The sequence below is a fragment of the Acinetobacter sp. 1294596 genome (genome assembly GCF_000582925.1).
Classification (GTDB): Bacteria; Pseudomonadota; Gammaproteobacteria; order Pseudomonadales; family Moraxellaceae; genus Acinetobacter; species Acinetobacter radioresistens.
Map to the genome: position 1 here is coordinate 21,907 of NZ_JFCC01000002.1, position 26,544 is coordinate 48,450.

Below are 26,544 nucleotides of genomic sequence, written 5' to 3' on the forward strand. Positions count from 1 at the left end.
TCTGATCTTTAAATGCTCACTCTATAATTTTTGAGGTACTTAGTTTCCGATTATCCTCAAGATAAAACACATTATTGCAATCATTTACGTGCAGTCCGGGCCGGCATGACTTATGCTAAAGGTATCTTCTGATGTCAAGCCAAACGAAATTATGAAAAATTGGGTCGATCCTGAAGCTAAAGCAGAAGCTGAACGTTATGACAATCCTATTCCTAGTCGTATTTTTATTCAAAAAACGATTGAACAGTTACAGGCGCCGCAATCCCATGCCGACCTGGTTGAGCATTTTGAAATCCAGGACCAAAAAAGTATTGACGCGCTTAATCACCGCCTGATTGCAATGGTACGTGATGGACAACTGGTCAAGGATGGATTCAAGTTTCAGCTGGTTGCTGACTTGCCTACTTATGAAGCTACAGTGTATATCAATACAAAAGGTATGGGCATCGCACAGATTGATGGCCAGGATAACTTGTATTTACCAGAACGTGAACTTCGTCTGGTCTTTAATGGTGACCGGGTACGGGTACGTCAGACCAGTACTGACCGCAAGGGTAAAGCTTGGGGCTTTATTACTGAAGTAATCCAGCACCGGGTCAAGCAGATTATTGGGCAGCTGAAAATGTATGAGGGTGAATATTTTATTCAGCCTTCCATGCCAAACCAGCATCAACCGATTACCTTGGAAAAAGAACTGATCGATCACGCCAAAATTAACTTGGGTGATATGGTGCGTGTTGCCATTGATGATTATCCGACTCGGGAAGAGTTTTCTACCGGTCATATTGTGCAATCAATGGCAGATAAAGCCGATACTGAAATTATCATTCCACAAACTATCTTGGAATATGGGCTGCCTTATGAGTTTCCTGAAGAGGTTTTAAAGGAAGCAGCCAGTTTTAAAGAGCCGGATGAACAGGACCGTCAGGGCCGGGTAGATTTACGTGATCTGGCTCTGGTCACAATTGACGGTGAAGATGCACGCGATTTTGATGATGCCGTATATGCAGAAAAACGTCCGGGCGGTGGTTATCGAGTGGTGGTCGCAATCGCTGATGTCAGTCACTATGTACGTTTGGGCACAGCACTGAATGAAGAAGCTGAAGAACGCGGGACCTCTGTGTATTTTCCGCATTTTGTCCTGCCGATGTTGCCAGAAGCGCTCTCTAATGGTCTCTGTTCACTGAATCCACATCTGGACCGCTTGTGCATGGTCTGTGATTTAAATGTTTCACGTGCCGGCCGTGTTACCCAGTATGAATTTTATCCGGCAGTCATGCACTCTAAAGCACGTCTGACCTATACCCAGGTTGCTGCCTATCTGGACGGTGACAGCCAGGCTGTACCTGAAGATCGTACTGTTCGCAAATCACTTAATACCCTATTCCAACTTTATCAGGTCCTGAAAGAATTACGTGCAAAACGTCATGCGATGGAATTTGAAACTGTCGAAACATATATGACATTTGATGAGCTGGGCGGTATTAAGGAAATTTTGCCACGTAGCCGTAATGAAGCACATAAACTGATTGAAGAATGTATGCTGCTGGCTAACGTTGCAGCTGCTGAATATTCATTGAAAAATGAAATTCCAATGTTATATCGAGTCCATGATGCACCAGAATTTTCACGTACCCAGAAAGTACGAGATTATGTGAAACTTCTGGGGTTAAATTTCCCGGAGCAGCCAACTCAGGCCGATTATCAGGCCGTCATTGAAGCAACAAAAGACCGGATTGATGCACCAAGTATTCATGCCGTATTATTACGTTCTATGATGCAGGCTTATTATGGACCAGAAAATATCGGTCATTACGGTCTGGCTTATGAAGCTTATACTCATTTTACCTCGCCAATCCGCCGCTATCCGGACTTACTGTTACACCGCGCAATTAAAGCACATTTGAAACATAAACAGTTTGCCCTGTCAGGTAACCAGCTGGCTGAGGCAGGTGAGCATTACTCTCAGACAGAACGCCGTGCCGATGAAGCCTCCCGTAGTGTAACAATGTGGCTAAAATGCCATTATATGCAGCAGCATCTAGGTGAAGAATTCGACGGTATAATCAGTGCTGTAACTGAATTCGGGCTGTTCGTTACCCTGAAAGATCTGTACGTTGATGGCATGCTGCATGTCAGCCAGCTTGGAGATGACTTTTTTGTCTATGACCAGCCGAGTCAGAGTCTGATTGGCCAGTCTCGTGGCCAGGTTTTTGGCTTGGGAGATGAAGTCAAAATTAAGGTTGCAGGTGTTCAGCTTGAAGAACGGAAAATTGACTTTGAGCTGGTTCGGCAACTTACTCATGCTGGACGAGCAGTGCGTAGCCGTGCCCCTCGCGTTGCACAGGTGCGGGAAGAAAATCACGGCGCACGCAACAAGGATGACTCTGGTGAGCAACCTGTCCGTAAAAAACGCAATAAAAGCAGTAAACCTAGCTCTTATACCAAGAAGTCAGGAAAAAAATCTGCTGAAAAGGCTTCTGTAAGCAAAGAAGCTCCCAAGAAAAAATCAAAGGATAAGAAGCGCAGGTCCAATGCCAAATCACGGCAGGATTAAATCTTCTTTATTTTGGTGAATGGCAAGAGCTAATCTCTTGCCTTTTCATTTTTAGCCTTATTAAAAATTTTATTACAATCATGTTTTTTAAAAGGCAAGTTTAATGCTCAGCCACAAGATTCCCACGCTTATTTTCCTGCCAACTCTTGATTTCCCTTTATACAAGTCTTACATCTAGTAGCAAGTATTTTGAAAATCAGGCGTATAACGATGACTTTGGAAAAAGCAACTTTACCTTTGCCACAATTTGACCAGATCAAACTTGAGCATTTAAAGCGGCAGATTGAACAGCAGATTGAATATGGTCAGGCTTTTTTAAAGCAGTTACAGCAAGTCCCAGAAAATCACCAGCAACAGCTTCACATACTGGAACAGGTAGATACGCTTGAGAATAATATGAGCGAGTCTTGGGGCATACTCTCGCATTTAAATGCCGTGATGAATAATAGCGAAACACGCGAGATTTTTCAGGCCTTACTTCCTGCCTTAAGTGAATATTATACTGAGCTTGGTCAGCATAGTGTCTTGTATCAGACTTATCAGGCTCTACATGATAGCCCTGACTTTTCCCTACTGCCAGAAGCTCAGCAAAGCGCCATTCGACTGGCCTTACGTGACTTTAAACTTTCAGGTGTTGCTCTAGAAGGTGAAGAAAAGAAACGCTATGCAGAGATTTCTGCACGTTTATCACAACTCTCTTCAGATTTTTCCAATCACGTGCTAGATGCTACGCAGGCCTATTTTAAACCGCTTGAACAGGAGCAGCTCAGGGGCCTACCACAAAGCAGTATCGAGCTGCTAAAACAGTATGGACAGCAGCGTGAACTGGAACAGCCTGTAGCAACACTGGACCTGCCTGCATATCTGGCAATTATGACTTATGCCGATGACCGCGAGTTACGTGAAGAACTGTATAAGGCCTATACTACACGCGCTTCAGAGCAGTCTGACCATCCTGAATATGATAATAGCCAGATTATGGAAGAAATTCTGAGTCTGCGTCAGGAAATGGCAAAACTGCTAGGTTTTAACAACTATGCTGAGTACTCCTTGGCTAGCAAGATGGCGCCCGATGTAGACAGTGTGAATAAATTTCTGGTTGAACTGGCTGAACATGCCCGTAAGCCCGCTCTGAAAGAAATTGCTGAACTTAAAGCAATAGCCGGCTCAGATGGAGTGAATGAGCTTAAACCTTGGGATACAGCTTACTACTCAGAAAAACTTAAACAACAACAGTTCAATCTGTCTCAGGAAGATTTAAAGCCTTACTTTCCTGCTCCTAAAGTCATTCGTGGTTTATTCCAGATCGTAGAACGTTTATATGGTATCCAGATTGTAGAGCGGGAAGCAGCTACATGGCATCCCGATGTACATTATTTTGAGCTTGAAGACCAAGGCGAAGTTCTGGGCGGTTTCTATTTTGATTTGTATGCCCGTAGCGGTAAACGCGGCGGAGCCTGGATGAGCGGATTCCGTTCACGCATGCAGCAATCCGAACACCTGCAAAAGCCTGTATGTTACATGGTCTGTAACTTTACTCCCCCGGTCGGAACACAACCTGCCCTGCTCACTCATGATGAAGTCAATACGCTATTCCATGAATTTGGTCATGGCCTGCATCACATGCTCACCGAAGTCGACAATATTTCAGTAGCAGGTACACACGGCGTGGAATGGGATGCAGTCGAGCTACCTAGTCAGTTTATGGAATTCTGGACTTGGGATCAGCAGAGCCTGAACCTGTTAAGTGAACATATTGAAACTAAAGATGCCTTACCAGAGCAGTTACTACAGGCACTGCTGGCAGCACGTTTTTTCCAGTCTGGCATGCAGACTTTACGTCAGGTCGAGTTTGCACTATTTGACCTTACTATTCATAAAATGACGCCAGCATTAAATAGCCCGCAGATTCAGCAGGTTCTGGATGATATTCGTGAACAATATGCAGTGGTGCCAGCTGTACCCTATAATCGCTTCCAGCACAGCTTTAGTCATATCTTTGCCGGTGGTTATGCTGCTGGTTACTATTCTTATAAGTGGGCTGAAGTACTGGCAAGTGATGCATTTGACCGCTTTGAGAATGAAGGTATTTTCAATACTGAAACCGGCAAGGCTTTCCGTTCAGCCATACTGGCCGCAGGCGGTAAAGATAAGGCACTAGATGCTTTTGTCAATTTCCGTGGTCGTGAACCTAAAATTGACGCGCTATTACGTCATCAAGGTTGGACGGATCACCCTAAAACCGCTTAAACTAGTCCTTTATTTAATCAGTGTGTGGTTAGGATAATGAATATTAAACGTCGTTTTATCGCAGGAGTAAGATGTCCAAAATGCGAAGCGCTGGATAAAATTATTATGCTGACCACCGAAGATGATGAATGGATTGAATGCATTGAATGTGGTTATTCAGATCGGCGTCCTACTCATATAGAGCAACCACAGGAGGTTGCTCTTCCTGATGATGTAGGGGTAATCCAGTTCAAGCCTCGTCAGAAACAGTAGGCTGTAAAGATGCCTGTTACAGTGCAAAAAAATAATTCAAACTTATTATGGTTTATTGCCGGCGTTATTACGGCAATCATCGTCATGATCGCGCTGTATTTCTGGTTGCTACAAGACCAGTCCCCTGCTGTCTCACAGCCGGTAGAAATTAAGCAAAGTACATCAAAGCCTATGAATGCTGTACCTTCAGACCAGTCCGAAACTCAGCAAGCCAAACAAGGTCCTCCCTTGGTCGATGATCAGCTCCTAAATGAACCTGTTCATCCGGCTCCAGCACTGGCTAAAGAAGAAATTGCTAAACTGGATGATATCCAGGACCAGTTAAAGCAGCAGCAGGCACTTCTTCAAGAACAGCATGCCAGTGCAGATAAACTGATTCAGCTTAAAGAAGAGCAGATTAAATTGCTTGAAGCCCAGCTGGCACAACAACCTTCGAGCTAGTCTGTTGCCTAAAGATACTTACAAAAAAAGCACTCGAGAGTGCTTTTTTATTAGTGTTTCAATATTTTACTGATACCAGCCGAACAGCTTAAAAATATAAGGCGCGAAAGTAATAATTAGCATCGCAGGAAACATTACAATAACTGGTAATATCCACCGCTCATAACGATAGTAAAATGATTTATGGCGTACTTCTGCATCCGCATCTGCTACCTCTTCATCACCAATAGATTGACGGGCAAGGAGATGATTTAAGGCAACAGGTGGCGTGACATAGCCTAGTTCAAAACCAATTAAAGCAATCATCCAGAAATGTACAGGATGGATACCATATTGATAAGCCACGGGCGCAATTGTAGCTGAGATTAGAATGACTGCCCCAAATGGGTCCATAATCATGCCAACAAATACCATGACAGCAACAATCATTGTCAGCACTAAAAAGGTATTGCTGATATCGGTTGGGAAAGCACTCATAATCTCAATGCGTTCCAGAAACCCACCCACACTGACTGACAGTGCCATGAGAATTACTAAGGCACCAATATGGCCCACTGTTTCACTGGTAGATAAATGCAAAGCACGCTTAAAACCTACTTGGGGTTCTTTTACCGGACCTGATCTTGCTACGCTATGATCAGCAGACATTCCTTGTGTTGCGTTAGCTGTAACCACCTGATGGTATTCAGTCGCAGGTATAGCGGTGTTCACTGTAGCCAGCGTAGCAGGATCTCCCATTGTTACTGCATAACGGTCTACAGCAGGATTGTAGCCTACCGTAGTAACAGCTTCCGGGCTTTGCCTTAACTTATCAAACAGAACAATCATAAGCAGAATTACGGGCATCATGACTGGCGCTGTAAATTCATTAAGATCGGTTGCCAGGATATATTTGTAAAATAGCCAGATCAATACAAAGATCAGTACATAAGGTAGTACCGGGCCTATAGCACGAAATGACTTTGGAAAAGCGACACTTGGCGCAGCAATCCGAAATTTCCGTTCGGCAAAGAAGAGTGAAATAACGAGAAACAGTGTCGAAGTCAATAAAAATACATATAAACCATAGTGATAAAGCAAGTCAGTCGTTACTTCCTTGTTCAGTGAAGCGACCACTACAATCAACAGACATGGACGTAATACTACACCAAGTGAGCCAGACATGGCGCTTGCAGCCAGTGCGAACTGTCGGCGCCCACCTGAAAGCCAAACCTCTTTATATATAATTGCGCCAGCTGCAATAACAAAAATTCCTGATGCACCGGTATAAGCTGTAGGCAAAGCAGCAGCCAGTAAAATTAACCAGGTCAAAGTTTCTGGAGCCAAGTTCCATGGACGTAAAATATTCAGGAACATATCTACAATCTGGGTCTGTTTTAACAGCATCCCTGCCCAGATAAATAAAGCCAGATTTAGGAAGATACTGGAGAACTCGACCAATTGTCCGAGATAAATTCCCTGACCCATCGGATAGTCCATGAAGAAAGTAAAGGCCACCCCAGTAATCACTGCCATATAGGCATATAAAGGCACACTTAGAAATGCCAGACCAAAGCTGCCGCCTTCACGTGACGGTTTAGGAGGCTTAAACAGATAAAATAAGCTGATCAGGCTTAATATACCAAACAGGGTAATCCACAGCCCATAAATAATCTGGATTTCCCGGCCAATTTCAACTCCGGCATTCATCATTGAATGATATTGGCTTAAAGCAGATGAAGTGAGTAACAGATTCGCCGCCAGCATGAAGACCGAATATACTTTATAGTCAATTCGGGTAGCAGGACTCCGCAAACCAATATGATGGGTTTTTAAAGTCGCGCTGATGGCAGCAAATACCACCATAATAACTAGAATTAGAGCACGGTTTTCGGTTCCAAATTGAAAAACTCCGAAAAATGAAGTTTCGATAGCCCGATATGTTCTGAGGGTACTGTGGTCATCAATATAGGTAACTGCCCGATCATGGAACTGATATTTTTCTTCACAGAGTTGCTGCCCTGCCAAGATCGAAGCTCTAACATCAGCTTCTGAAGCGGTGCCGAAAATATCAGCGAACTCATCTGCCGCATTGGCTTGCATCTGTTTTTGTACCTGTGCATCAATATCAGGATGACGTTCACAGGTTGGCTTTTCTGGTTCAGCCCGTAAAAACGAATATTGCATTCCACTTGCAGGATCGCCATACAGACGTTCTCCCATCCGTAGTAGTTGGCCATGAATCATTTCACCGGTCCCAATCACCAGTGTAAGCAGTAACAAAACAAGAATAACAAAAGTGGAAATCCACTCTGTCCAGATATAGTTTAGGCGACCCAAGCCAGTTTGTTTTTGTGTTGGTTGCATGTTCTTTCCACTTTTATCCTGTGTTTATGCTTCAGCAATGCTTGGGCATAAAATTCTTTTTTTATTTCTTTAATGTGGATACATCCTTATCCACACTACGGTTACGCTATTTATGATGAAACTGTAAAAAGTAGTTAAATACGATCCTTGCTCTTTTTCTAAATTGCCGTGCCTATTTTAATTTTCCCCCTGCGGTATACCAGAGCAATTAAGGCCAATATAGTGCCCCAGAATACGCCTAGCAGATGAGCTTCAACCAGTACGGGACTGCCAATTAGCTCTGCTGTTCCCTGCTGACCTATTGTATTTTCCCAAAGTAGTTTGGCCAGTATCAGACTGAACACTAATAATGCAAATTTACGCTCTCTTTTATACTGGCTATAGATGACTGCGCCTGCTACATATAACCCATGCAAGACACCGGATAGACCTGCATAGGCTTCAACTGAGGGTAAAATATAATAAAAACTCAGGCTGATGAGTGGAGCCAAAACAATCAGCAAGAAAAAGAAATTGCGAATACGAATATAGGGAAAAATAAAAGGCAGACAAGAGAATGCCAGCATGTTCAGTAAATAGTGTATCCAGCCTACATGAACCCAGTGGGCAGACCATAAACGCCACGGCTCTCTAAATACAAGATCACGCCAATAAATAAAATAATCCGCATATACCTGTAAACAGGCTGAAATTGAGGCACAGCTTGCTATAAAAACTAGCTTCTTAATTAAATTCCAGTCGTTTATAGTCATATGCCCTTATACTCACCATGTTCAAATATAGGTAAATCCAGATTATGCTAGCATCATGTTCTGCCCTTTCTGAACTTTTAATTGCCCCGTTTAGTTTCGTTTGGGGTATCTGATGCTTCGGCTTCTATATCGCTGGGGTCCTCCACGCCATTTATATCTCCTCCCTCAAACAGGTCCTCTAGTTCATTACCAGATTGTTGCTCATCCCAGAAACTGCTCATCCCGCCTTCAGCAGTACGTACTCCGGTATTCTCAGTCCAGTAACGATCAGAAATGCCGCGAACCATCATTCCTGCCATCGTATCGATTAAACGGTAATCCGGATTGATCGGTTTGTCTTCAGCAAGTGAGGCATGATAGGTACGTAATGCATCACGGATTTTATTATCATCACCTGATGCCTGTGCTGCGACTGCATATAATGCATGTGACATGCGCACGCCTTTTTGCTCTCCAATTTGTACCGACTGCTTTAAGGTCTGATACGGGTCGGGTTTACCATCACCTGAACCAGGCAACAGAGTCCAGATCACGGCGCGGGTCGCCTGCGGAGCGCCCCAGAACTTGTTATTATCCAGACAAGTCATGCCGCGCTCTACAATTGCAGCGATATCTTTAGGTACATTGGCTTCCCCCCCCGAATTAATATCATTAGTCATGGCTTGCAAGCCACTGATCATTCCCAGCAAATATACAGTCTGGTCTAGGTCACTACGCATGGTCGGACATGAGTCACCGAGGGTAGTTTTATGTTTTGCTTCCCAGCGCTCTGCAAATAGTTGATACGCTGTATACTGGCGCTGTGCAGCAGTTGCAGCCCAGCGTTTTTGCTCAATCCGGGCATCCTGTGCTTCGGTCACGTTACCACTTTTTGATGCACGCAAATAACGCAGCTCGGCTTCAAGTGCCTGATTTTCCGCACACATGCCAGAAGCCGTGTAAAGCAACACAGCTATGCGGGTAGGATCTCCCCCCATATCTTTAGTCGCCATAATTGCCGGTGTTAAAGCATTACCAGAATTACAGACCATATCCGAATCATTCATAGCCAGTATTGGGGGCACGATGTGCCGCTCACTAAAGCCCAAGGCCAGATTTGTCCCAGACTTTACTGCATAAGAACATCCGGTAAATAAAGAACTTGCCATTACTGCAAGTGCCATGCCTTGGCCAATTTTTTGGACGTTTAACATTCTTCCTGTCCTCTTTTTAATTTTGTTATATCCATGAGTTAGCTCAACATATCAGATGCAAAATCTGAAGAGAAGAGTAATTACTCTAATTTTCACTGCAACTGTGCCAGTAAAAAGTACGATTAAATATGACCTGAATCAGGAAATTTAAAAAATTTAGGCAAAAAAAAGTAGCATTGCGACGGTTCAGCACATGCTACTTATTAACTGGACATATTCAGTGCAAACCCTACATTCAAATTCATTTGTAATTTTTTAAATTTGATGCAGCGTTTTAATCTAGTGTTATCTTAAAAAGTAAAGATATTAAAAACTGCTTGTGAATCAATTTAACCTATGTTTGACAACTAGACATGAAGAATTGTCAGACAAATTAAAATTTTTATAATTTATTTGATGAACAGCAACTCACCTAATAATGGGATTAATAAATAATTTACAAAAATAAAAAAATAAATTAAAACAATATTTTAATATTATTAGTGCAGCTTGGCTAACATTTTTAATTTTTTCCAGTATACAAGAGACAATTGATCACTCCAGATAACCAAGGGTTTAACCTGATTTTTCTGAAAATAAATTACAATATAAAGTTGATGATCAATTATCTTTCGAATCACAACACGATCTAAGTGTTTAGCTTTACAGAACTGAAGAGTCCATTCTTCAGCATCTAGATATTCAAAGCGTACAGGACGCGGCATTTTTAAAAATAAGCTATAACTTATCAAACCAATGACAGAACAGAGTAGCCATAGCCCCAACGGTAGTAGTGAATAGAACAAAATCAGCAAACCGAATAGTAAAGAAAGCTGAAACATAATAGCCATGCGGCTAGGTTTCAGCTTAAAACACTGCTTAACCATGGACATAATGTTTAAGTTTAATGATTAGCTGTTTCATCTCCGGACGTGGGGGTTCAGAAACCTCCATAAACCAGTCTAGAAGATCAGGGTCTTCCTGTGCGACGAGCTCGGCGAAGGTGGCTTTTTCTTCCGCATCAGCTTGTAAATAATATTGTTTTACATAAGGGTCAAAATATACATCAATTTCTTTTAATCCCCGGCGTGCACGGTAAATTACTTTACGTTCTTCCAAAGTCATTTCTTCAGACATTTTCTATCCCCAAGTGAATAATTTCAGAATAGTTTAACTGATCCACTCTTAAAATTTGCAGCTTTTCCATAAAATGGCGAAAACCATCAATTTTTTGATGGTGATTGAGCATTTGGCCTATTGTACAAAAAAGCCGGGCTGTTTAGGTTTAAAAGAAAATATCACACAAGGATAAAACAAAAAATGCAATCTGCTGCTATTCGTCCGCTTGCACCCATGTTACCTAGAAATCTGTTTAATTCTGATCATGATGCATTTCGTGAGACTGTACGTAAATTTTATGAAAAGGAAGTCATCCCTTATACAGAACGATACGAGCAACAGCAGCATGTAGATCGTGATTTATGGAATAAAGCTGGAGCTCTGGGTCTGCTTTGCCCGACCATGCCAGAAGAATATGGCGGCGCTGGTGTAGACCGGCTTTATAGTATGATTTTGATTGAAGAACAGGCATATGCGGGTGACTCAGCGACCGGTTTTTCTCTGCATTCTGATATTGTAGCGAATTATATTAATAACTTTGGTAATGAAAAGCAGAAACAGTACTGGCTGCCACAAATGGCTACTGGCGAAGTAGTAACTGCTATTGCCATGACTGAACCGGGTACTGGTTCTGATCTTCAGGCAGTACGTACCTCGGCGATACTGGATGGGGATGAATATGTCATCAATGGTTCGAAAATATTCATTACCAATGGTTATCTTTGCGATATGGCAATTGTAGTCTGTAAAACCGGGAACAGTGATAAAGGTTCAGCAAACCTGTCTCTGATTATGGTAGAGGCTGACCGTCCAGGTTTTAGCAAAGGTAAACCGCTCAATAAGATTGGTATGAAAGGCCAAGATACTTGTGAGCTATTTTTTGATAATGTCCGGGTACCTAAAGAAAACCTGCTGGGCATGGAAGGTATGGGCTTTATGATGCTCATGAAAGAGCTGGCATGGGAACGTATGCTGGTAGCAATCATTTGCCAAGCTGGTGCTGAAGCTGCATTTGCGCATACGGTACAATATACAAAAGAACGCAAAGCTTTCAGTAAACCGATAGCAACTTTCCAAAATACACGATTTAAACTCGCTGAACTGCGTACAGAAATTGACATGGGCCGTACCTACCTGGATCGCTGTATGCAATTGCAGCTTGAGGCACAATTAGGTATTGATGCAGCAGCAGCAGCCAAATATAAGCTTTCTGATATGTATTCAAAAGTCGTGGATGAATGTTTACAGCTGCATGGTGGTTATGGCTATATGCTGGAGTATCCAATCGCACGTGCCTATATTGATCACCGCGCTAACCGAATTTATGCCGGCACCAATGAAATCATGAAAGAGTTAATTTCCAGAACATTATAAAATCTAAATTCTAATACTAAAAAAGGAGCTTTAAAGCTCCTTTTTAATTGGGATTATGAAACCAGTTTAGGCTTACGTTCTAGCTGTTTATCACGCTTAGTAAATTGCAAGATTCCATCTTCAAAGCTAGCCTGTTTCAGGGCTTTACGATCAGCAAGATAGTTATTAGTCACTTGCCAAGGTGCATGTTTCCCCTGCTTTGGAATTACGTCGGCAGCGCGACGGATATATCCTGCGGACAGGCTACCCATCACAGTATCCTGTTCAATCTCACTATGATCGGTAGGCGCTATCACTTCATCATAATGATGCTTATCCATATAATTAAGTAGTCGACAGATATACTCTGCTGCAACATCGACTTTTAATGTCCAAGAAGCATTAATATAACCAATAATCATTGCCATATTAGGTACGTCACTGATCAGAATACCGTTGTATAGCATATGTTCTGAGGTATCTATCGGTTGACCATCTACAGTTCCCTGTATTCCACCCATAATCTGGATCTGCAAACCAGTTGCAGAGATAATAATATCTGCTTCCAGATGCTTGCCTGACTTTAACTGGATTCCTGTTTCAGTAAATTTTTCAATATGGTCAGTCTCGACACTGGCATGACCTTCACGCAAAGCTTTAAACAGGTCACCATCGGGCACTACACAAAGGCGTTGATCCCATGGGTTATAGCTTGGAGTAAAGTGTTTCATATCCACTTTACCTTTAAGCTGCATTTCGATCGATTTTAAAAGGAGCTTACCTACCAGTTTAGGTTGTTTCTGTGACAGTGCATAGACTGCACGCTGCATACCAATATTACGTGCACGCGTCAGTTTATAAGCCATCTCTTCCGAAAGAAAACCACGCATTTTCTGATAAACAAAATCAATAGAAGGAATTGAAGCAATATAGGTAGGCGAACGCTGTAGCATAGTTACATGAGCCGCCCCCCCTTTCACCATAGAGGGTACGAGAGTAATAGCTGTTGCACCGCTACCTATCACAATGACTCGCTTGCCAGTATAATCCAGCTTTTCTGGCCAATGCTGAGGATGCACCAAAGTACCTTTAAACTGGTCTTGTCCAGGGTACTCAGGCATAAAGCCTTCATCATAATTATAGTAACCGGTACAGCCGAGTAGAAAATTAGCGTACCAAGTCTGGTTCTGACCTTGCTGGTCTTCGATTTCCACTATCCAGAGTTTAAGAGCCGTATCATAATTCGCAGAAATTACCCGGTGTTTAAAATGAATTTTTCTGTCTAGGTGAAATTCATCCACAACCTCATGTAAATACTGGCGTATTGAGGCACCATCTGCCAGAATTTTGGCCTTACGCCATGGTTTGAAATTATAACCAAAAGTCGACATATCCGAATCGGAGCGGATACCTGGATAGCGGAATAAATCCCAAGTTCCCCCGATTCCTTCACGTCTTTCTACAATTTCAAATGAGCGCTGGGGGCAGTTTTTAGAAAGATGCGCAGCCAGGCCCAAGCCTGAAATACCAGCTCCTACAATTAGAACATCAATGTGTTTATCCATTTTATTGTTATAACCTTGTTGAACACGATTATTTTATTAAAACACAAAATTGACAATAGGCAATGTCAAGTTTATGCAATTTATCTATTTTTCTTATCAGTTGAGGACAATTTTACATTTGGTCAGACAATCAATAAAAAAAGGCCGGTTAAAAACCGACCTTTTTTTGAATAATAAAAATTATTCTGCAGAAGCTTGAACTTCGCGATCTACAAGCTCTACATAAGCCATCGGTGCAGCATCACCTGCACGGAAACCAGCTTTAAGAACACGCAGATAACCGCCGTTACGTTCTTTGTAACGAGGGCCAAGAACGGTAAATAACTTACCAACAGTTGCTGCTGAACGAGTACGAGCAAACGCTAAACGACGGTTTGCTACAGTATCGTTTTTAGCTAAAGTGATTAAAGGCTCAGCAACACGACGTAACTCTTTTGCTTTAGGCACAGTTGTTTTAATCAACTCGTGTTCGAACAAAGAATTAGCCAAGTTTTGGAACATCGCTTTACGATGACTGCTTGTACGGCCTAATTTCACACCACTATTACGATGACGCATGGTGATAGTCCTACTTAATTAACGGCTACGATAGGCAAAACGATCGTCCATACGCAGACTAGCCGGTGGCCAGTTCTCTAAACGCATGCCGAGTTGTAAACCTTTCGATGCCAAAACATCTTTAATCTCAGTCAACGATTTTTTACCTAGGTTTGGAGTTTTAAGTAACTCAACCTCAGTACGTTGAACAAGATCACCAATGTAGTAAATATTTTCTGCCTTCAAACAGTTAGCAGAACGAACAGTTAGCTCTAGATCATCCACTGGACGAAGCAAAATTGGGTCAACTTCTTCGCGAGGTTCTTGAGCCACAGGTGCCTGATCTTTCTGAAGATCAACAAAAATTGCAATTTGCTGTTGCAAGATTGTTGCCGCTTTGCGGATTGCTTCTTCAGGATCAACAGTACCGTTGGTTTCAAGATCAATGATCAGCTTGTCAAGGTCAGTACGTTGTTCTACACGAGCGTTTTCCACTGTGTAAGACACACGTTGAATCGGGCTATAAGAAGCATCTAACTGTAAACGACCGACTGGACGGGTTTCACCTTCCGGGAAACGTGAGTCAGAAGTCTCATAACCACGACCTTGAGCAACCTTCAAGCGCATTTTAATTGAGCCTGAAGCACTTAGTGTACCAATCAAATGCTCTGGGTTAACCACCTCAACATTATGAGGTAAACGCAGGTCAGCAGCAGTAATATCGCCTGGACCTTGTTTTTCTAATGTTAAGTAAGCTTCGTTTTGATCGAACAGCTTAATAGACAATCCTTTTAGGTTCAGCAAGAGCTCGACGATGTCCTGCTGCAAGCCTTCTAAAGTACTGTACTCGTGCTCGACACCTTCTATCTCTACTTCAACCACAGCAGCGCCAGGCAAAGAAGACAATAGAATGCGACGTAAAGCATTACCTAGAGTATGACCAAAGCCACGCTCTAAAGGTTCCAGAATCACTTTTGCCGAGGTCCCGCTTACCGCTTCGACCTTGATCGCTTGCGGAGTTAGAAACTCGTTTGCAGTACGCGTCATTATTGCTACCTCAAGGATTATTTAGAATACAATTCTACAATCAAGCTTTCGTTGATTTCAGCAGGTAAATCAGAACGATCCGGCGCAGCTTTAAACGTACCTTCAAACTTAGAATGATCAACTTCAATCCAAGCTGGAATTCCACGTTGAGCAGCTAATTCAATTGCGCTTTTAATACGTAATTGTTGTTTAGCACCTTCATGAACCGCAATAACATCACCAGCTTTTACTTGAATAGAAGCAATGTTTACACGACGGCCATTTAAAGTAATGCTACGGTGACTTACAAGCTGACGAGCTTCTGCACGTGTAGAACCAAAACCCATGCGATAAACAACGTTATCAAGGCGGCTTTCAAGCAGCTTCAACAGGTTCTCACCAGTTGCACCCTTAACACGAGCAGCTTCTTTATAGTAATTACTAAATTGACGCTCTAACACACCGTACATACGACGTACTTTTTGTTTTTCACGTAATTGTAGTGAATACTCAGATTGCTTAGCGCGAGATTGCCCATGTTGGCCAGGCGCTTTAGCATGTTTTTTAGTTTTGACGTCAAAAGGTTTAACGCCAGATTTAAGTTGCAGGTCTGTCCCTTCGCGGCGAGAGAGTTTGCATTTTGGACCAATATAACGAGCCATGAATGTTTCTCCTTACACGCGACGTTTTTTAGGTGGGCGACAACCGTTGTGAGGGATTGGCGTCACATCGGTAATGCTATTAATCTTATAACCCACTGCACCTAATGCACGAACCGCAGACTCACGACCAGGACCAGGACCTTTTACAAGGACGTCCAGGTTTTTCAAACCGTAATCCAAAGCTGCTTTACCAGCAACTTCAGCAGCTACCTGAGCAGCAAACGGAGTTGATTTACGTGATCCACGGAAGCCTTGTCCACCTGAAGTGGCCCAAGCCAGTGCATTACCTTGACGATCGGTAATAGTCACAATGGTGTTATTAAAAGACGCGTGAATGTGTGCAACACCTTCAGAGACGGTACGAGTGACCTTCTTGCGTGTGCGAGTATCTTTAGCCATCTTTTAGCTTCCAGAAATCTTACTTTTTAATCGGTTTGCGCGGACCTTTACGGGTACGTGCGTTAGTTTTGGTGCGTTGACCGCGGACAGGCAAGCTACGACGATGACGAAGACCACGGTAGCAGCCTAAATCCATTAAACGTTTAATGTTCATGGAAATTTCGCGACGTAAATCACCTTCGGTTGGAACCTTGGCAACTTCTGCACGAATCGCATCAAGCTGAGCATCATCCAATTCACGGATCTTGACAGTCGGTGTGATGCCTGCAGCAGCTAAGATATTCTTAGCAGTGTGGCGACCGATACCAAAGATATACGTGAGGGAGATAACAGCATGCTTGTTATCCGGAATGTTTACACCGGCAATACGAGCCATTCACTTTCTCCAAAAAGGCAGTAGAGATAATCAACCGCCCCACAAAAATCTTGAGGGGCGGATATTAACCTAATTAGCCTACTGAAATCAACAGGTCTTGATCAGATTAACCTTGACGCTGCTTATGACGAGGTTCAGCGCTGCAAATCACGCGGATAACCCCATTACGACGGATAACTTTACAGCTACCACAAATTTTCTTTACAGAAGCTTGTACTTTCATGATGAAACCTCTAAGTGCGCTTATCCTTTAGGATGAGCAGTCGTTTTTCTCATTAAACTCTGGTTGTCATACTGATGCGAAGTCAGATGAGCCTGAAGCTGGGCCATAAAGTCCATGACAACCACTACCACGATGAGCAGGGAGGTTCCGCCTAAATAAAACGGAATACCAAATGAACTTTGCAATACCATCGGCATCAAGCAGATCACTGTAATATACATCGCACCGATGAAGGTCAGACGATTGAGAATATGATCTAAATAACGAGCAGTTTGCTCACCTGGGCGAATACCAGGCACGTAAGCTCCGCTGCGTTTTAAGTTTTCTGATACTTCTTTTGGACTAAAAACAAGTGCCGTATAAAAATAGCAGAAAAAGATAATTAACGCACCAAAGAGCACCAAATACAAAGGCTGTCCAGGCGATAATACAAGAGCCAAGTCTTGAAGACCACGTTTGATCATCCCTGCATTTGGATCAGCACTCCCTACCCACTGGCCCAAGCTTGCTGGAAACAGCAGCAAAGAGCTGGCAAAAATTGCCGGAATAACGCCTGCCATATTAATTTTTAATGGCAAGTGGGTTTGCTGAGCAGTAAATACACGACGGCCCTGCTGTTTTTGTGCATAGTTTACTGATATGCGGCGTTGGGCCTTTTCGATAAATACAATTGCCGCCAGCACCCCAAGTGATAACAAGCCAAAAATGACCAAGCCAATCAGGCTGGTCTGGCCGCTATCTACAGATGAAAGCGATTGCATAATCAGATTAGGTAAACCTGCTACAATACCTGCAAAAATAATCATGGAAATACCATTACCAACACCACGTTCAGTAATCTGTTCTCCAAGCCACATCAAAAACATGGTCCCTGCAACCAGAGAGGTTACAGCCGGTACATAAAAAGCCAAACCTGAAGTTAGGGTAATCCCCTGCCCAATCAAGCCGGCACACATGCCGGTTGCTTGCACTAAAGCCAGCAACAGCGTACCTTGCCGTGTGTACTGATTAATCTTACGCTTACCTTGCTCGCCTTCTTTTTTCAAGGCTTCAAGACTTGGAATCACGGTTGACATCAACTGCACAATAATCGAGGCAGAAATGTAGGGCATGATTCCAAGCGCAAGGATAGACATTCGCTCTAATGCCCCACCTGAAAACATATTAAACAAACCAAGGATCGTACCTTGGTTTGCATTAAATAGGTTTTCGAGCGCAGCATTATTAATGCCTGGTACTGGAATATGCGCTCCTAGCCGAAAGACCAACAATGCGCCGATCAGAAACATCATTCGACGAATAATTTCACGGTATTTCACATGAAAAGGTTGACCTTTCATCATGTTAACATGACTTGAAGAACCAGGAGACATAGACACTAGCGATTACTCCTCGACTTTGCCACCAGCAGCTTCAATAGCTGCTTTAGCGCCGGCAGTCAATGCAACACCTTGTACAGTGAAAGCACGAGTAATTTCACCAGAAAGTACGACACGAGCACGCAACATATCTTTACGTACTACATTCGCTGCTTTTAAAGTTTCAAGTGAAACAATATCACCTTCAACTTTAGCAAGTTCAGACAAACGTACTTCAGCAGTTTTTAAAGCGATTTGGCTAGTGAAGCCGAATTTAGGCAAACGACGGTAAAGTGCAGTTTGACCACCTTCGAAACCTGGACGTACACCACCGCTCTTACGTGATTTTTGACCCTTGACACCACGGCCACCGGTCTTACCAACGCCAGAACCGATACCACGGCCCAGACGACGGTTTTCACGTTTAGCACCTTCTGCAGGTGCAAGTTCATTTAAACGCAGAGTCATGGCTTATTCCTCTACACTAACCATATAGTAGACTTGGTTGATCATACCACGGTTAGAAGGCGTATCTTGCACTTCTACAGTATGACCAATACGACGCAGACCTAAACCTTGCAGGCTCAGCTTGTGATTTTTCAAGCGGTGCGATGAAGATTTAGTCTGGGTAACTTTAATCGTTTTCATGACTGATTACCCTTGAATTTGTTCTACTGATAGACCACGTTTCGCAGCAACTTTCTCAGGAGTAGTCATGTCACGCAAACCGTTAAAGGTTGCATTTACGACGTTTGCAGCGTTAGTAGAACCATAGCATTTCGTCAATACATTACGCACGCCTGCTGCTTCAAGAACAGCACGCATAGAACCACCAGCAATTACGCCAGTACCTTCTGATGCAGGTTGCATAAATACACGGCTTGCGCCATGACGAGCACGAACTGGGTGTTGCAGAGTACCATCGTTAAGTTCGATAGTGATCATGTTGCGACGAGCAGCTTCAAGTGCTTTAGAGATAGCAGCTGGAACTTCACGTGCTTTACCACGACCAAAACCTACACGACCATTACCATCACCCACAACAGTTAATGCTGTGAAAGAGAAGATACGACCACCCTTAACAACCTTGGCTACACGATCAACGGCAACCAGCTTTTCAACGAGACCTTCGTTTTGTTCAACTTTCGCCATGATTAGAACTCCAAGCCGCCTTCACGGGCAGCATCAGCCAAGGCTTTGATACGACCATGATATTTAAAACCAGAACGGTCAAATGCAACTTTAGTAACGCCAGCTGCTTTAGCTCGTTCCGCGATTAAAGCACCCACTTTAGTAGCTGCTTCAACATTACCGGTAGTACCACTACGCAGAGAGGCATCTAAAGTAGAAGCTTGCGCTAAAACTTTGCCACCATCTGCTGAGATAACTTGAGCATAGATGTGACGCGGAGTGCGGTTTACACACAAACGAGTCGCACCCAATGCACGAATGTGCAAGCGTGTGCTTTTCGCACGACGCAAACGGGATTGTTTCTTTTCGTTCATCAGAACCTCGCGCCTTATTTCTTCTTAGCTTCTTTACGAAGTACAACTTCATCCGAATAACGAACACCTTTACCTTTATACGGCTCAGGTTGACGATATGAACGGATGTCAGCAGCTACCTGACCTAACAACTGTTTATTCGCAGATTTAAGTACGATTTCAGTTGCAGTAGGAGTTTCTGCAGTTACGCCTTCAGGAAGGGAATAATCGATTGGGTGAGAATAACCAAGGTTCAGGTTAACAACATCACCTTTAACCGCAGCTTTATAACCAACACCGATCAGTTGCAACTTGCGTTCGAAGCCTTCGTTAACACCTTTTACAAGGTTATTTAACACAGCGCGAGCAGTACCAGCTTGCATCCAAGCGTCTTTCGACTCTTTAACTGGAGCAATATGAAGCTGACCTTCTTCCTGTTTTAGCTCGACCAGCGCATGCAGGTTGAAAGACAAGTTACCTTTTGTGCCTTTCACTTCGACCTGCCGGCCGTTCTGAGTAACTGTAACACCGTTAGGTACAGTTACTGGGGCTTTAGCCACACGAGACATGAGGAATCACCTATTAAGAAACAAAAGCAATAACTTCACCACCGATACCTGCAGCACGTGCAGCGCGATCAGTCATGAGGCCTTTGCTTGTAGAAACAATTGCAATACCCAAACCTTGCTTAACGCTTGGAAGTTTATCTTTACCGCGATACTGGCGAAGACCTGGACGGCTTACGCGTTTCACAGTTTCGATAACTGGCTTGCCTTCAAAATACTTTAAAGTGATAGTCAAAGTAGGTTTGCCTTCAACATCAGCAACTTCTACATTTGAAATATAACCTTCTTGTTGAAGTACGTTAGCAATCGCAACTTTCAACTTAGAATTCGGCATAGAAACAGTTTGTTTCTTCGCCATTTGTGCGTTACGAACACGTGTTAGCATGTCGGCAACGGTATCTTGCATACTCATTATAGTCGCTCCTTACCAGCTTGCCTTAACAACGCCTGGTACATCACCTTGCATTACTGTATCACGTAGTTTATTACGGCCCAGGCCAAACTTACGGAAGTAACCATGAGGACGACCAGTTAAACCACAACGGTTACGAAGGCGGATTGGAGATGCATTACGCGGCAATGCTTGTAATTTCATCATCGCTTCAAAACGCTCTTCGTCGCTTGCATTTACGTTTGCAATTACGGCTTTCAACTCAGCACGTTTTGCAGCGTATTTAGCAACGGTTTTCTCGCGCTTTAATTCGCGATTAATCATACTTTTCTTAGCCATATCGACCTCTTATTTGAACGGGAAGCCGAATGCACGCATAAGCGCACGGCCTTCGTCATCGGTGCGAGCAGTCGTAGTGATGGTAATGTCCATACCACGAATACGATCAATCTTGTCAAAATCGATTTCAGGGAAAACGATTTGTTCTTTCAAGCCCATAGAATAGTTACCACGACCATCGAAAGATTTCGCTGAGAAACCACGGAAGTCACGGATACGAGGGATTGCGATTGAGATCAGACGGTCCAAGAATTCGTACATTTGGTCGCCACGTAAAGTTACTTTACAACCGATTGGCCAACCATCACGGATTTTGAAACCAGCGATTGATTTACGTGCAAGTGTTACCACTGGTTTTTGACCAGCAATTGCTTGCATATCAGATACAGCGCCATCTAATAATTTCTTATCAGTTGCAGCTGCACCTACACCCATGTTCAGGGTAATTTTAGTAATGCGAGGAGTTTCCATCACATTAGCAAGACCAAGTTCTTCTTTCAACTTAGTCTTGATTTCTTCATTGTAACGCGCTTTAAGTCTGGCCATTGCCCATTCAACCTATTACTTCGCTACCGCCACTGATTCACCGTTAGATTTATAAACGCGAGTTTTCACACCGTTTTCATCTACGCGGTAACCAACACGGTCAGCCTTTTGGGTTGTAGCATTAAAAACTGCCACGTTTGAGATATGAAGCGAAGCTTCCTGAGTAACAATACCGCCTTCAGCGCCAGTTACACGGTTTGGCTTCTGATGCTTCTTCACCAAGTTAAGGCCTTCAACCTTAACACGGTCACCAGAAACAGACAGAACAGTACCCTGTTTGCCTTTTTCTTTACCTGCGATCACGATTACCTGATCGCCTTTTTTAATCTTAGCCATGATTGCCTCTTATAGAACTTCAGGAGCCAGTGAAATAATTTTCATGAACTGTTCAGTACGAAGTTCACGAGTCACTGGTCCGAAAATACGAGTGGCAATCGGAGCTTTATTGTTGTTTAACAATACAGCAGCATTGTCATCAAAACGGATCAAAGAACCATCCGGACGACGGATACCGAACTTAGTACGTACCACAACTGCATTCATTACGTCGCCTTTTTTAACACGGCCACGTGGAATTGCTTCTTTTACAGTAACTTTAATAATGTCGCCAACAGAAGCATAACGACGATGTGAGCCACCAAGTACTTTAATACATTGTACGCGGCGTGCACCACTGTTGTCTGCTACGTCGAGCATCGTTTCGGTTTGAATCATTGCCCTACTCCAAAACCGAGCATCACCGGTCACAATTTCGAAAGGCTCAAAGAGTACTTGAAATTGTCCGATGATGCAACAAGAACGTCTAATTACTCAGCAGCTGCTTCAACAACTTCAACCAATGTCCATGACTTGGTTTTAGAAATTGGGCGGCTTTCTTTAATGGTCACAAGGTCGCCAAGTTTAGCAACGTTGTTCTCATCATGAGCGTGTAATTTAGTTGAACGGCGAATAAGTTTGCCATACAACGGGTGTTGAACGCGGCGTTCAATAAGCACAACAATAGACTTGTCCATTTTGTCACTTACGACTTTGCCGGTTAACGTGCGGACTGTATTTTCACTCATTGTCCGTTCCCCTGTTTTTCGGTAAGGAGTGTCTTGATGCGAGCAATCGCCTTGCGAGCAAGTTGCACTTCGTGCGATTTACCCAACTGACCAGTTGCTTTCGCCATACGAAGACGGAATTGGTTAAGCTGCTGCTCATCAAGCAAAGCTTTCAATTCTTCTACCGATTTTTCACGTAGATCTTTAGTTTTCATTACATTACCGTCCGAGTCACGATAGTGGTTTTAAACGGAAGCTTAGCAGCAGCAAGCGTAAATGCTTCACGCGCCAGTTCTTCGTTCACACCTTCCATTTCGTACAGGATCTTACCTGGTTTGATTTCGCAAACCCAATATTCCACGTTACCTTTACCGTTACCCATACGAACTTCTAATGGCTTTTCAGTAATTGGTTTGTCCGGGAATACACGGATAAAGATTTTACCACCACGTTTAACACGACGGCTAATGGTACGACGCGCAGCTTCGATTTGACGCGCAGTCATACGACCACGGCCAGTAGCTTTGAGTGCGATAGAACCAAATGATACTGTACTTCCACGATGTGCTAGACCAGTATTACGGCCTTTTTGCACTTTACGGAATTTGGTACGTTTAGGTTGCAACATGGATTATTCTCCCTTGTCTGCAGCACGGTCCGAACGACGACCACGACGCTCTTGACCTTCACCACGCCCACGACCGCGTTTAGCTGGACGCTCTTCAGCTGGAGCAGGGTTCATGACTTGTTTCATGCCACCCAAGATCTCACCACGGAAGATCCAAACTTTAACACCGATTGTACCGTAAGTTGTTTCAGCACGCATGGTAGCGTAGTCGATGTCAGCACGAAGTGTATGTAAAGGTACACGACCTTCACGATACCACTCAGTACGAGCGATCTCTGCACCACCTAGACGGCCAGAAACTTCAACTTTGATACCTTTAGCACCAGCACGCATCGTATTTTGTACCGCACGCTTCATAGCACGACGGAACATAACGCGTTTTTCCAGTTGAGAAGCAATCGCTTCAGCAACTAAACGAGCATCCAAGTCTGGACGATCAATTTCATTGATGCTTACTTGCGCTGGAACACCCATGATGTTGGTAAGTTCGCGCTGTAATTTCTCAATATCTTCGCCTTTTTTACCGATTACGATACCTGGACGAGCAGTACTAATAGTTACTTTAGCAGCGCCTGTAGGACGTTCGATAAGAATATTGCTGATCATCGCGCTTTTAAGTTTTTTAGTTAAAAACTCACGCACTTGAAGATCTTTAAGCAAATATTCAGCGTATTGTTTCGGATTCGCATACCAGTTAGCGTTATGACGTTTCACAACACCTAGGCGGATACCGATTGGATGAACCTTCTGACCCATATCAAACCCCTACCTTAACGGTGATGTGACAAGTACGCTTAGTAATACGATCTGCACGGCCTTTAGCACGTGGCATAATGCGTTTCAGGCTCATGCCCTCATCCACATAAATCGTAGAAACTTTAAGGTCGTCTACATCTAAACTGTTATTGTGTTCAGCGTTTGCAATTGCAGATTCCAAAGCTTTTTTCACCAGTACCGCAGCTTTTTTATTGCTGAAGTTCAAGATATTAAGCGCGTGAGCAACAGATTTGCCACGAATAAGGTCCGCAACCAAACGAGCTTTTTGTGCCGAGATAGCGGCACCGCGTAATTTAGCAGTAACTTCCATCATAGCACCTTAACGTTTAGACTTCTTGTCAACACCGTGACCACGATAGGTACGAGTTGGCGCGAATTCACCGAGTTTATGACCAACCATATGTTCAGTAATAATTACTGGAACATGGTTACGACCATTATGAACAGAAATTGTTAGACCAACAAAGTCTGGTAGGATCATCGAACGCCGCGACCAAGTTTTGATCGGCTTACGGTTATTAGCCGCAACAGCCGCTTCAACCTTAGCGAACAAGTGCGCATCGACGAATGGGCCTTTTTTCAGAGAACGAGGCATTAGTCAGATTCCTTTACTTGTTACTTAACGCGACGGTCGCGAATAATCATCTTAGTCGTACGCTTGTTGGTACGTGTCTTGTACCCTTTAGCTTTTTGACCCCATGGGCTTACAGGTTGAATACCTTTGTTACGCCCTTCACCACCACCATGCGGGTGATCAACTGGGTTCATCGCCATACCACGTACGGTAGGACGAACACCACGCCAGCGTGCAGCACCAGCTTTACCTAGTGAGCGAAGGTTGCTTTCTTGGTTAGAAACTTCACCAATTACAGCACGGCATTCAACGTGAATTTTACGCATTTCGCCTGAACGCAGACGAACAATTGCGTAAGAACCGTCACGACCCAACAACTGAACAGAAGTACCAGCAGAACGTGCTAACTGCGCGCCTTTACCAATTTTCAGTTCGATGTTATGTAGTGTAGAACCAAGTGGCATATTGCGAAGTGGCAAGCAATTACCGGTACGAATTGGAGCATCGTTACCAGACTGTACTTTATCGCCAGCACGCAGACCTTTAGGCGCGATGATATAACGACGTTCACCGTCAGCATACTTCAGCAATGCGATGTGTGCGGTACGGTTCGGATCATATTCAATACGCTCTACAGTCGCAGGAATACCATCTTTGTTACGTTTGAAGTCTACGATACGATAGTGCTGTTTATGACCACCACCCACGTGACGAGTTGTAATGTGACCGTTGTTGTTACGACCACCAGTACGTTTTTTAGCTTCAACCAACGGAGCATAAGGCGCGCCTTTGTGAAGATGGTCGTGAACGACTTTCTCTACAAAGCGACGTCCTGGAGACGTTGGCTTACATTTTTGAATCGGCATAATTTTCGTCCTTATTCCGCTGCGCTTTCAGCGGTATCGCCCAAGTCAGCCATTTCAACATCTTGGCCAGCTTTCAGGGTGACGTATGCTTTTTTAACATCAGAACGACGTCCTAATGTTTTACCAAAGCGTTTAGACTTACCTTTAGTAATAGTCGTGTTTACTTTAACCACTTCTACACCAAAGAGTTGTTCAACTGCTTTTTTGATTTCAAGCTTGTTTGCATCAATCGCAACCTTGAATACTTGAACACCAGCAGTTTCACCTAAAACTTGTGCTTTTTCTGAGAAGACTGGTCCTTTCAGAATCTGATAGATACGTTCGTTGTTCATCCGAGTTCTACCTCAATTTTCTTAGCAGCAGCTACAGACATTACAACTTTATCGAACGCGATCAGGCTTACAGGATCGATTGCAGTTGCATCTACCACATCAACATGTGGAAGGTTGCGTGCTGCAAGATATAAGTTCTCATCTACCGCATCAGTAACGATCAATGCGCGAGGTGCGTTCAAGTCGTTCAGTTTTGCAAGCAATTCTTTAGTTTTAGGAGCAGAAACCTGAAGTTCTTCAACCAAAACCAAGCGATCTTGGCGAACAAGTTCAGCCAGGATACATTGCATTGCACCGCGGTACATTTTGCGGTTAACCTTTTGAGACCAGTCTTGTGGACGAGCAGCAAAAGTTTTACCGCCGCCAACCCAGATTGGGCTACGAATAGAACCAGCACGAGCGCGGCCAGTACCTTTTTGACGGAATGGTTTTTTACCACCGCCAGATACGTCAGCACGTGACTTTTGAGCTTTTGAGCCTTGACGACCACCAGCTAAATAAGCTGTAACAACTTGGTGTACAAGTGCTTCGTTAAACTCACGTCCGAAGGCAACTTCAGACAACTCAACAGCAGAGCCGGAAACAGTATTTAAATTCACGTTATTTCCCC

At 43.6% G+C, this 26,544-nt stretch carries 37 protein-coding genes; 5 read left to right on the forward strand and 32 right to left on the reverse strand.

All coding sequences use genetic code 11. The features are described 5' to 3' along the window. The first annotated feature begins 148 nt into the window (after positions 1-148). The 4 genes from rnr (at position 149) to J502_RS01380 (ending at position 5,500) form a co-directional block, all read left to right on the forward strand. A complete protein-coding gene (rnr, locus tag J502_RS01365; protein ID WP_212750093.1) occupies positions 149-2,557 on the forward strand; it encodes a ribonuclease R in 2,409 nt (802 codons plus the stop codon). 210 nt (positions 2,558-2,767) lie between these two features. Beyond that, on the forward strand, positions 2,768-4,807 hold the full coding sequence (locus J502_RS01370) for a M3 family metallopeptidase (protein ID WP_034682824.1): 2,040 nt from the start codon (positions 2,768-2,770) through the stop codon (positions 4,805-4,807). 36 nt (positions 4,808-4,843) lie between these two features. Further along, positions 4,844-5,059: a YheV family putative zinc ribbon protein gene (locus J502_RS01375; RefSeq protein ID WP_005018388.1), complete on the forward strand. Its 216-nt coding sequence runs from the start codon at positions 4,844-4,846 to the stop codon at positions 5,057-5,059. A 9-nt stretch (positions 5,060-5,068) separates the two neighbouring features. Beyond that, positions 5,069-5,500, forward strand: coding sequence for a hypothetical protein (locus tag J502_RS01380; protein ID WP_034682826.1), 432 nt, complete (start codon positions 5,069-5,071; stop codon positions 5,498-5,500). A 66-nt stretch (positions 5,501-5,566) separates the two neighbouring features. Here J502_RS01380 and J502_RS01385 read toward each other — a convergent pair whose 3' ends face one another. The 5 genes from J502_RS01385 to J502_RS01405 form a co-directional block, all read right to left on the reverse strand. Further along, a complete protein-coding gene (locus J502_RS01385) occupies positions 5,567-7,846 on the reverse strand; it encodes a TRAP transporter large permease subunit (RefSeq protein WP_034682829.1) in 2,280 nt (759 codons plus the stop codon). Between the two features lie 158 nt (positions 7,847-8,004). Continuing rightward, positions 8,005-8,598, reverse strand: coding sequence for a rhombosortase (gene rrtA, locus J502_RS01390; protein WP_034669923.1), 594 nt, complete (start codon positions 8,596-8,598; stop codon positions 8,005-8,007). Between the two features lie 77 nt (positions 8,599-8,675). Then, complete coding sequence (locus tag J502_RS01395) at positions 8,676-9,791, reverse strand: hypothetical protein (RefSeq protein WP_034682831.1); 1,116 nt, start codon at positions 9,789-9,791, stop codon at positions 8,676-8,678. A gap of 479 nt (positions 9,792-10,270) precedes the next feature. Next, positions 10,271-10,657: a hypothetical protein gene (locus tag J502_RS01400; RefSeq protein ID WP_034682833.1), complete on the reverse strand. Its 387-nt coding sequence runs from the start codon at positions 10,655-10,657 to the stop codon at positions 10,271-10,273. Further along, positions 10,650-10,907, reverse strand: a complete 258-nt coding sequence (locus J502_RS01405) for an FAD assembly factor SdhE (protein WP_005018377.1) — start codon at positions 10,905-10,907, stop codon at positions 10,650-10,652. The genes J502_RS01400 and J502_RS01405 overlap by 8 nt, the downstream gene beginning before the upstream one ends. Before the next feature lie 183 nt (positions 10,908-11,090). On the opposite strand from J502_RS01405, the gene J502_RS01410 reads away from it, so the two are divergent. Then, positions 11,091-12,263, forward strand: a complete 1,173-nt coding sequence (locus J502_RS01410; protein WP_005024448.1) for an acyl-CoA dehydrogenase family protein — start codon at positions 11,091-11,093, stop codon at positions 12,261-12,263. Positions 12,264-12,316: 53 nt separating this feature from the next. Here the strand turns inward: J502_RS01410 and J502_RS01415 are convergent, their stop codons facing one another. From J502_RS01415 to rplD, 27 genes are all read right to left on the reverse strand, one after another. Next, positions 12,317-13,807: a flavin-containing monooxygenase gene (locus J502_RS01415; protein ID WP_034682835.1), complete on the reverse strand. Its 1,491-nt coding sequence runs from the start codon at positions 13,805-13,807 to the stop codon at positions 12,317-12,319. 180 nt (positions 13,808-13,987) lie between these two features. Beyond that, entirely contained in the window at positions 13,988-14,365 is a 378-nt protein-coding gene (gene rplQ / locus J502_RS01420) for a 50S ribosomal protein L17 (RefSeq protein ID WP_005018373.1), read from the reverse strand. A gap of 18 nt (positions 14,366-14,383) precedes the next feature. Further along, entirely contained in the window at positions 14,384-15,391 is a 1,008-nt protein-coding gene (locus J502_RS01425; protein WP_005018365.1) for a DNA-directed RNA polymerase subunit alpha, read from the reverse strand. A gap of 17 nt (positions 15,392-15,408) precedes the next feature. After that, the gene (gene rpsD, locus J502_RS01430) at positions 15,409-16,032 is read right to left on the reverse strand and encodes a 30S ribosomal protein S4 (protein WP_005018363.1); all 624 of its coding nucleotides are present in this window, start codon (positions 16,030-16,032) and stop codon (positions 15,409-15,411) included. Between the two features lie 12 nt (positions 16,033-16,044). Further along, positions 16,045-16,431: a 30S ribosomal protein S11 gene (gene rpsK / locus J502_RS01435; protein ID WP_001040166.1), complete on the reverse strand. Its 387-nt coding sequence runs from the start codon at positions 16,429-16,431 to the stop codon at positions 16,045-16,047. 19 nt (positions 16,432-16,450) lie between these two features. After that, positions 16,451-16,807 carry a 30S ribosomal protein S13 gene (gene rpsM / locus J502_RS01440; protein ID WP_005018362.1) on the reverse strand — a complete coding sequence of 119 codons (357 nt, stop codon included), beginning with the start codon at positions 16,805-16,807 and terminating at the stop codon, positions 16,451-16,453. A 106-nt stretch (positions 16,808-16,913) separates the two neighbouring features. Beyond that, the gene (rpmJ, locus tag J502_RS01445) at positions 16,914-17,030 is read right to left on the reverse strand and encodes a 50S ribosomal protein L36 (protein WP_000867907.1); all 117 of its coding nucleotides are present in this window, start codon (positions 17,028-17,030) and stop codon (positions 16,914-16,916) included. 20 nt (positions 17,031-17,050) lie between these two features. Then, a complete protein-coding gene (secY, locus tag J502_RS01450; RefSeq protein WP_171053907.1) occupies positions 17,051-18,370 on the reverse strand; it encodes a preprotein translocase subunit SecY in 1,320 nt (439 codons plus the stop codon). Positions 18,371-18,415: 45 nt separating this feature from the next. Further along, positions 18,416-18,856 (reverse strand): 50S ribosomal protein L15, encoded by a 441-nt coding sequence (rplO, locus tag J502_RS01455; protein WP_005018359.1) that lies wholly within the window; start codon positions 18,854-18,856, stop codon positions 18,416-18,418. 3 nt (positions 18,857-18,859) lie between these two features. Next, entirely contained in the window at positions 18,860-19,036 is a 177-nt protein-coding gene (gene rpmD, locus J502_RS01460; protein WP_034682838.1) for a 50S ribosomal protein L30, read from the reverse strand. Positions 19,037-19,042: 6 nt separating this feature from the next. Further along, on the reverse strand, positions 19,043-19,540 hold the full coding sequence (rpsE, locus tag J502_RS01465; protein ID WP_005018357.1) for a 30S ribosomal protein S5: 498 nt from the start codon (positions 19,538-19,540) through the stop codon (positions 19,043-19,045). A 2-nt stretch (positions 19,541-19,542) separates the two neighbouring features. Beyond that, positions 19,543-19,893 (reverse strand): 50S ribosomal protein L18, encoded by a 351-nt coding sequence (rplR, locus tag J502_RS01470; protein WP_005018355.1) that lies wholly within the window; start codon positions 19,891-19,893, stop codon positions 19,543-19,545. Between the two features lie 14 nt (positions 19,894-19,907). Next, on the reverse strand, positions 19,908-20,441 hold the full coding sequence (gene rplF / locus J502_RS01475) for a 50S ribosomal protein L6 (protein WP_005018353.1): 534 nt from the start codon (positions 20,439-20,441) through the stop codon (positions 19,908-19,910). Between the two features lie 13 nt (positions 20,442-20,454). Beyond that, positions 20,455-20,850, reverse strand: a complete 396-nt coding sequence (gene rpsH / locus J502_RS01480; protein WP_005018351.1) for a 30S ribosomal protein S8 — start codon at positions 20,848-20,850, stop codon at positions 20,455-20,457. Between the two features lie 12 nt (positions 20,851-20,862). After that, entirely contained in the window at positions 20,863-21,168 is a 306-nt protein-coding gene (rpsN, locus tag J502_RS01485) for a 30S ribosomal protein S14 (RefSeq protein ID WP_034429190.1), read from the reverse strand. Positions 21,169-21,177: 9 nt separating this feature from the next. Further along, positions 21,178-21,714: a 50S ribosomal protein L5 gene (gene rplE / locus J502_RS01490; RefSeq protein ID WP_005018347.1), complete on the reverse strand. Its 537-nt coding sequence runs from the start codon at positions 21,712-21,714 to the stop codon at positions 21,178-21,180. A gap of 15 nt (positions 21,715-21,729) precedes the next feature. Continuing rightward, the gene (gene rplX / locus J502_RS01495) at positions 21,730-22,050 is read right to left on the reverse strand and encodes a 50S ribosomal protein L24 (RefSeq protein ID WP_005018346.1); all 321 of its coding nucleotides are present in this window, start codon (positions 22,048-22,050) and stop codon (positions 21,730-21,732) included. Between the two features lie 9 nt (positions 22,051-22,059). Continuing rightward, on the reverse strand, positions 22,060-22,428 hold the full coding sequence (rplN, locus tag J502_RS01500) for a 50S ribosomal protein L14 (protein ID WP_005018345.1): 369 nt from the start codon (positions 22,426-22,428) through the stop codon (positions 22,060-22,062). A gap of 92 nt (positions 22,429-22,520) precedes the next feature. After that, positions 22,521-22,778 (reverse strand): 30S ribosomal protein S17, encoded by a 258-nt coding sequence (rpsQ, locus tag J502_RS01505; protein ID WP_005018344.1) that lies wholly within the window; start codon positions 22,776-22,778, stop codon positions 22,521-22,523. Then, on the reverse strand, positions 22,775-22,972 hold the full coding sequence (gene rpmC / locus J502_RS01510; RefSeq protein WP_005018343.1) for a 50S ribosomal protein L29: 198 nt from the start codon (positions 22,970-22,972) through the stop codon (positions 22,775-22,777). Before rpmC ends, rpsQ begins: the two co-directional genes overlap by 4 nt. Beyond that, complete coding sequence (gene rplP / locus J502_RS01515; RefSeq protein WP_005018339.1) at positions 22,972-23,385, reverse strand: 50S ribosomal protein L16; 414 nt, start codon at positions 23,383-23,385, stop codon at positions 22,972-22,974. The genes rpmC and rplP overlap by 1 nt, the downstream gene beginning before the upstream one ends. A 3-nt stretch (positions 23,386-23,388) precedes the next feature. After that, positions 23,389-24,141: a 30S ribosomal protein S3 gene (rpsC, locus tag J502_RS01520; protein WP_005018336.1), complete on the reverse strand. Its 753-nt coding sequence runs from the start codon at positions 24,139-24,141 to the stop codon at positions 23,389-23,391. 1 nt (position 24,142) lies between these two features. After that, entirely contained in the window at positions 24,143-24,472 is a 330-nt protein-coding gene (rplV, locus tag J502_RS01525) for a 50S ribosomal protein L22 (RefSeq protein ID WP_001982638.1), read from the reverse strand. 9 nt (positions 24,473-24,481) lie between these two features. Next, positions 24,482-24,757, reverse strand: a complete 276-nt coding sequence (gene rpsS, locus J502_RS01530) for a 30S ribosomal protein S19 (protein ID WP_004985338.1) — start codon at positions 24,755-24,757, stop codon at positions 24,482-24,484. Between the two features lie 20 nt (positions 24,758-24,777). After that, positions 24,778-25,602 carry a 50S ribosomal protein L2 gene (gene rplB, locus J502_RS01535; protein ID WP_005018335.1) on the reverse strand — a complete coding sequence of 275 codons (825 nt, stop codon included), beginning with the start codon at positions 25,600-25,602 and terminating at the stop codon, positions 24,778-24,780. Positions 25,603-25,613: 11 nt separating this feature from the next. Continuing rightward, positions 25,614-25,934 carry a 50S ribosomal protein L23 gene (gene rplW / locus J502_RS01540; RefSeq protein WP_005018334.1) on the reverse strand — a complete coding sequence of 107 codons (321 nt, stop codon included), beginning with the start codon at positions 25,932-25,934 and terminating at the stop codon, positions 25,614-25,616. Then, positions 25,931-26,533 carry a 50S ribosomal protein L4 gene (gene rplD / locus J502_RS01545; RefSeq protein WP_005018333.1) on the reverse strand — a complete coding sequence of 201 codons (603 nt, stop codon included), beginning with the start codon at positions 26,531-26,533 and terminating at the stop codon, positions 25,931-25,933. Before rplD ends, rplW begins: the two co-directional genes overlap by 4 nt. Between the last annotated feature and the right edge of the window lie 11 nt (positions 26,534-26,544).

Bases quoted from the DNA above. Each gene is read 5' to 3' on its own strand.
- rpsH (WP_005018351.1), bottom strand. From the start codon at position 20,850: ATGAGTATGCAAGATACCGTTGCCGACATGCTAACACGTGTTCGTAAC.
- rpsQ (WP_005018344.1), bottom strand. From the start codon at position 22,778: ATGAGTGAAAATACAGTCCGCACGTTAACCGGCAAAGTCGTAAGTGAC.
- rplB (WP_005018335.1), bottom strand. From the start codon at position 25,602: ATGCCGATTCAAAAATGTAAGCCAACGTCTCCAGGACGTCGCTTTGTA.
- J502_RS01405 (WP_005018377.1), bottom strand. From the start codon at position 10,907: ATGTCTGAAGAAATGACTTTGGAAGAACGTAAAGTAATTTACCGTGCA.
- rpsM (WP_005018362.1), bottom strand. From the start codon at position 16,807: ATGGCTCGTATTGCCGGTGTAAACATTCCGGATAACAAGCATGCTGTT.
- rpsK (WP_001040166.1), bottom strand. From the start codon at position 16,431: ATGGCTAAAGATACTCGCACACGCAAGAAGGTCACTCGTACCGTCTCT.
- rplW (WP_005018334.1), bottom strand. From the start codon at position 25,934: ATGAACAACGAACGTATCTATCAGATTCTGAAAGGACCAGTCTTCTCA.
- J502_RS01400 (WP_034682833.1), bottom strand. From the start codon at position 10,657: ATGGTTAAGCAGTGTTTTAAGCTGAAACCTAGCCGCATGGCTATTATG.
- rpmC (WP_005018343.1), bottom strand. From the start codon at position 22,972: ATGAAAACTAAAGATCTACGTGAAAAATCGGTAGAAGAATTGAAAGCT.
- rplV (WP_001982638.1), bottom strand. From the start codon at position 24,472: ATGGAAGTTACTGCTAAATTACGCGGTGCCGCTATCTCGGCACAAAAA.
- secY (WP_171053907.1), bottom strand. From the start codon at position 18,370: ATGAAAGGTCAACCTTTTCATGTGAAATACCGTGAAATTATTCGTCGA.
- rpsC (WP_005018336.1), bottom strand. From the start codon at position 24,141: ATGGGTCAGAAGGTTCATCCAATCGGTATCCGCCTAGGTGTTGTGAAA.
- rplE (WP_005018347.1), bottom strand. From the start codon at position 21,714: ATGGCCAGACTTAAAGCGCGTTACAATGAAGAAATCAAGACTAAGTTG.
- rplQ (WP_005018373.1), bottom strand. From the start codon at position 14,365: ATGCGTCATCGTAATAGTGGTGTGAAATTAGGCCGTACAAGCAGTCAT.
- rplX (WP_005018346.1), bottom strand. From the start codon at position 22,050: ATGGCTAAGATTAAAAAAGGCGATCAGGTAATCGTGATCGCAGGTAAA.
- rpmD (WP_034682838.1), bottom strand. From the start codon at position 19,036: ATGAAAACGATTAAAGTTACCCAGACTAAATCTTCATCGCACCGCTTG.
- rplO (WP_005018359.1), bottom strand. From the start codon at position 18,856: ATGACTCTGCGTTTAAATGAACTTGCACCTGCAGAAGGTGCTAAACGT.
- J502_RS01385 (WP_034682829.1), bottom strand. From the start codon at position 7,846: ATGCAACCAACACAAAAACAAACTGGCTTGGGTCGCCTAAACTATATC.
- J502_RS01415 (WP_034682835.1), bottom strand. From the start codon at position 13,807: ATGGATAAACACATTGATGTTCTAATTGTAGGAGCTGGTATTTCAGGC.
- rpsS (WP_004985338.1), bottom strand. From the start codon at position 24,757: ATGCCTCGTTCTCTGAAAAAAGGCCCATTCGTCGATGCGCACTTGTTC.
- J502_RS01375 (WP_005018388.1), top strand. From the start codon at position 4,844: ATGAATATTAAACGTCGTTTTATCGCAGGAGTAAGATGTCCAAAATGC.
- rplP (WP_005018339.1), bottom strand. From the start codon at position 23,385: ATGTTGCAACCTAAACGTACCAAATTCCGTAAAGTGCAAAAAGGCCGT.
- J502_RS01380 (WP_034682826.1), top strand. From the start codon at position 5,069: ATGCCTGTTACAGTGCAAAAAAATAATTCAAACTTATTATGGTTTATT.
- rrtA (WP_034669923.1), bottom strand. From the start codon at position 8,598: ATGACTATAAACGACTGGAATTTAATTAAGAAGCTAGTTTTTATAGCA.
- rpsD (WP_005018363.1), bottom strand. From the start codon at position 16,032: ATGGCTCGTTATATTGGTCCAAAATGCAAACTCTCTCGCCGCGAAGGG.
- J502_RS01410 (WP_005024448.1), top strand. From the start codon at position 11,091: ATGCAATCTGCTGCTATTCGTCCGCTTGCACCCATGTTACCTAGAAAT.
- rplF (WP_005018353.1), bottom strand. From the start codon at position 20,441: ATGTCTCGTGTGGCTAAAGCCCCAGTAACTGTACCTAACGGTGTTACA.
- rpmJ (WP_000867907.1), bottom strand. From the start codon at position 17,030: ATGAAAGTACAAGCTTCTGTAAAGAAAATTTGTGGTAGCTGTAAAGTT.
- J502_RS01425 (WP_005018365.1), bottom strand. From the start codon at position 15,391: ATGACGCGTACTGCAAACGAGTTTCTAACTCCGCAAGCGATCAAGGTC.
- J502_RS01395 (WP_034682831.1), bottom strand. From the start codon at position 9,791: ATGTTAAACGTCCAAAAAATTGGCCAAGGCATGGCACTTGCAGTAATG.
- rpsE (WP_005018357.1), bottom strand. From the start codon at position 19,540: ATGGCGAAAGTTGAACAAAACGAAGGTCTCGTTGAAAAGCTGGTTGCC.
- rplR (WP_005018355.1), bottom strand. From the start codon at position 19,893: ATGAACGAAAAGAAACAATCCCGTTTGCGTCGTGCGAAAAGCACACGC.
- rplN (WP_005018345.1), bottom strand. From the start codon at position 22,428: ATGATTCAAACCGAAACGATGCTCGACGTAGCAGACAACAGTGGTGCA.
- rpsN (WP_034429190.1), bottom strand. From the start codon at position 21,168: ATGGCTAAGAAAAGTATGATTAATCGCGAATTAAAGCGCGAGAAAACC.
- J502_RS01370 (WP_034682824.1), top strand. From the start codon at position 2,768: ATGACTTTGGAAAAAGCAACTTTACCTTTGCCACAATTTGACCAGATC.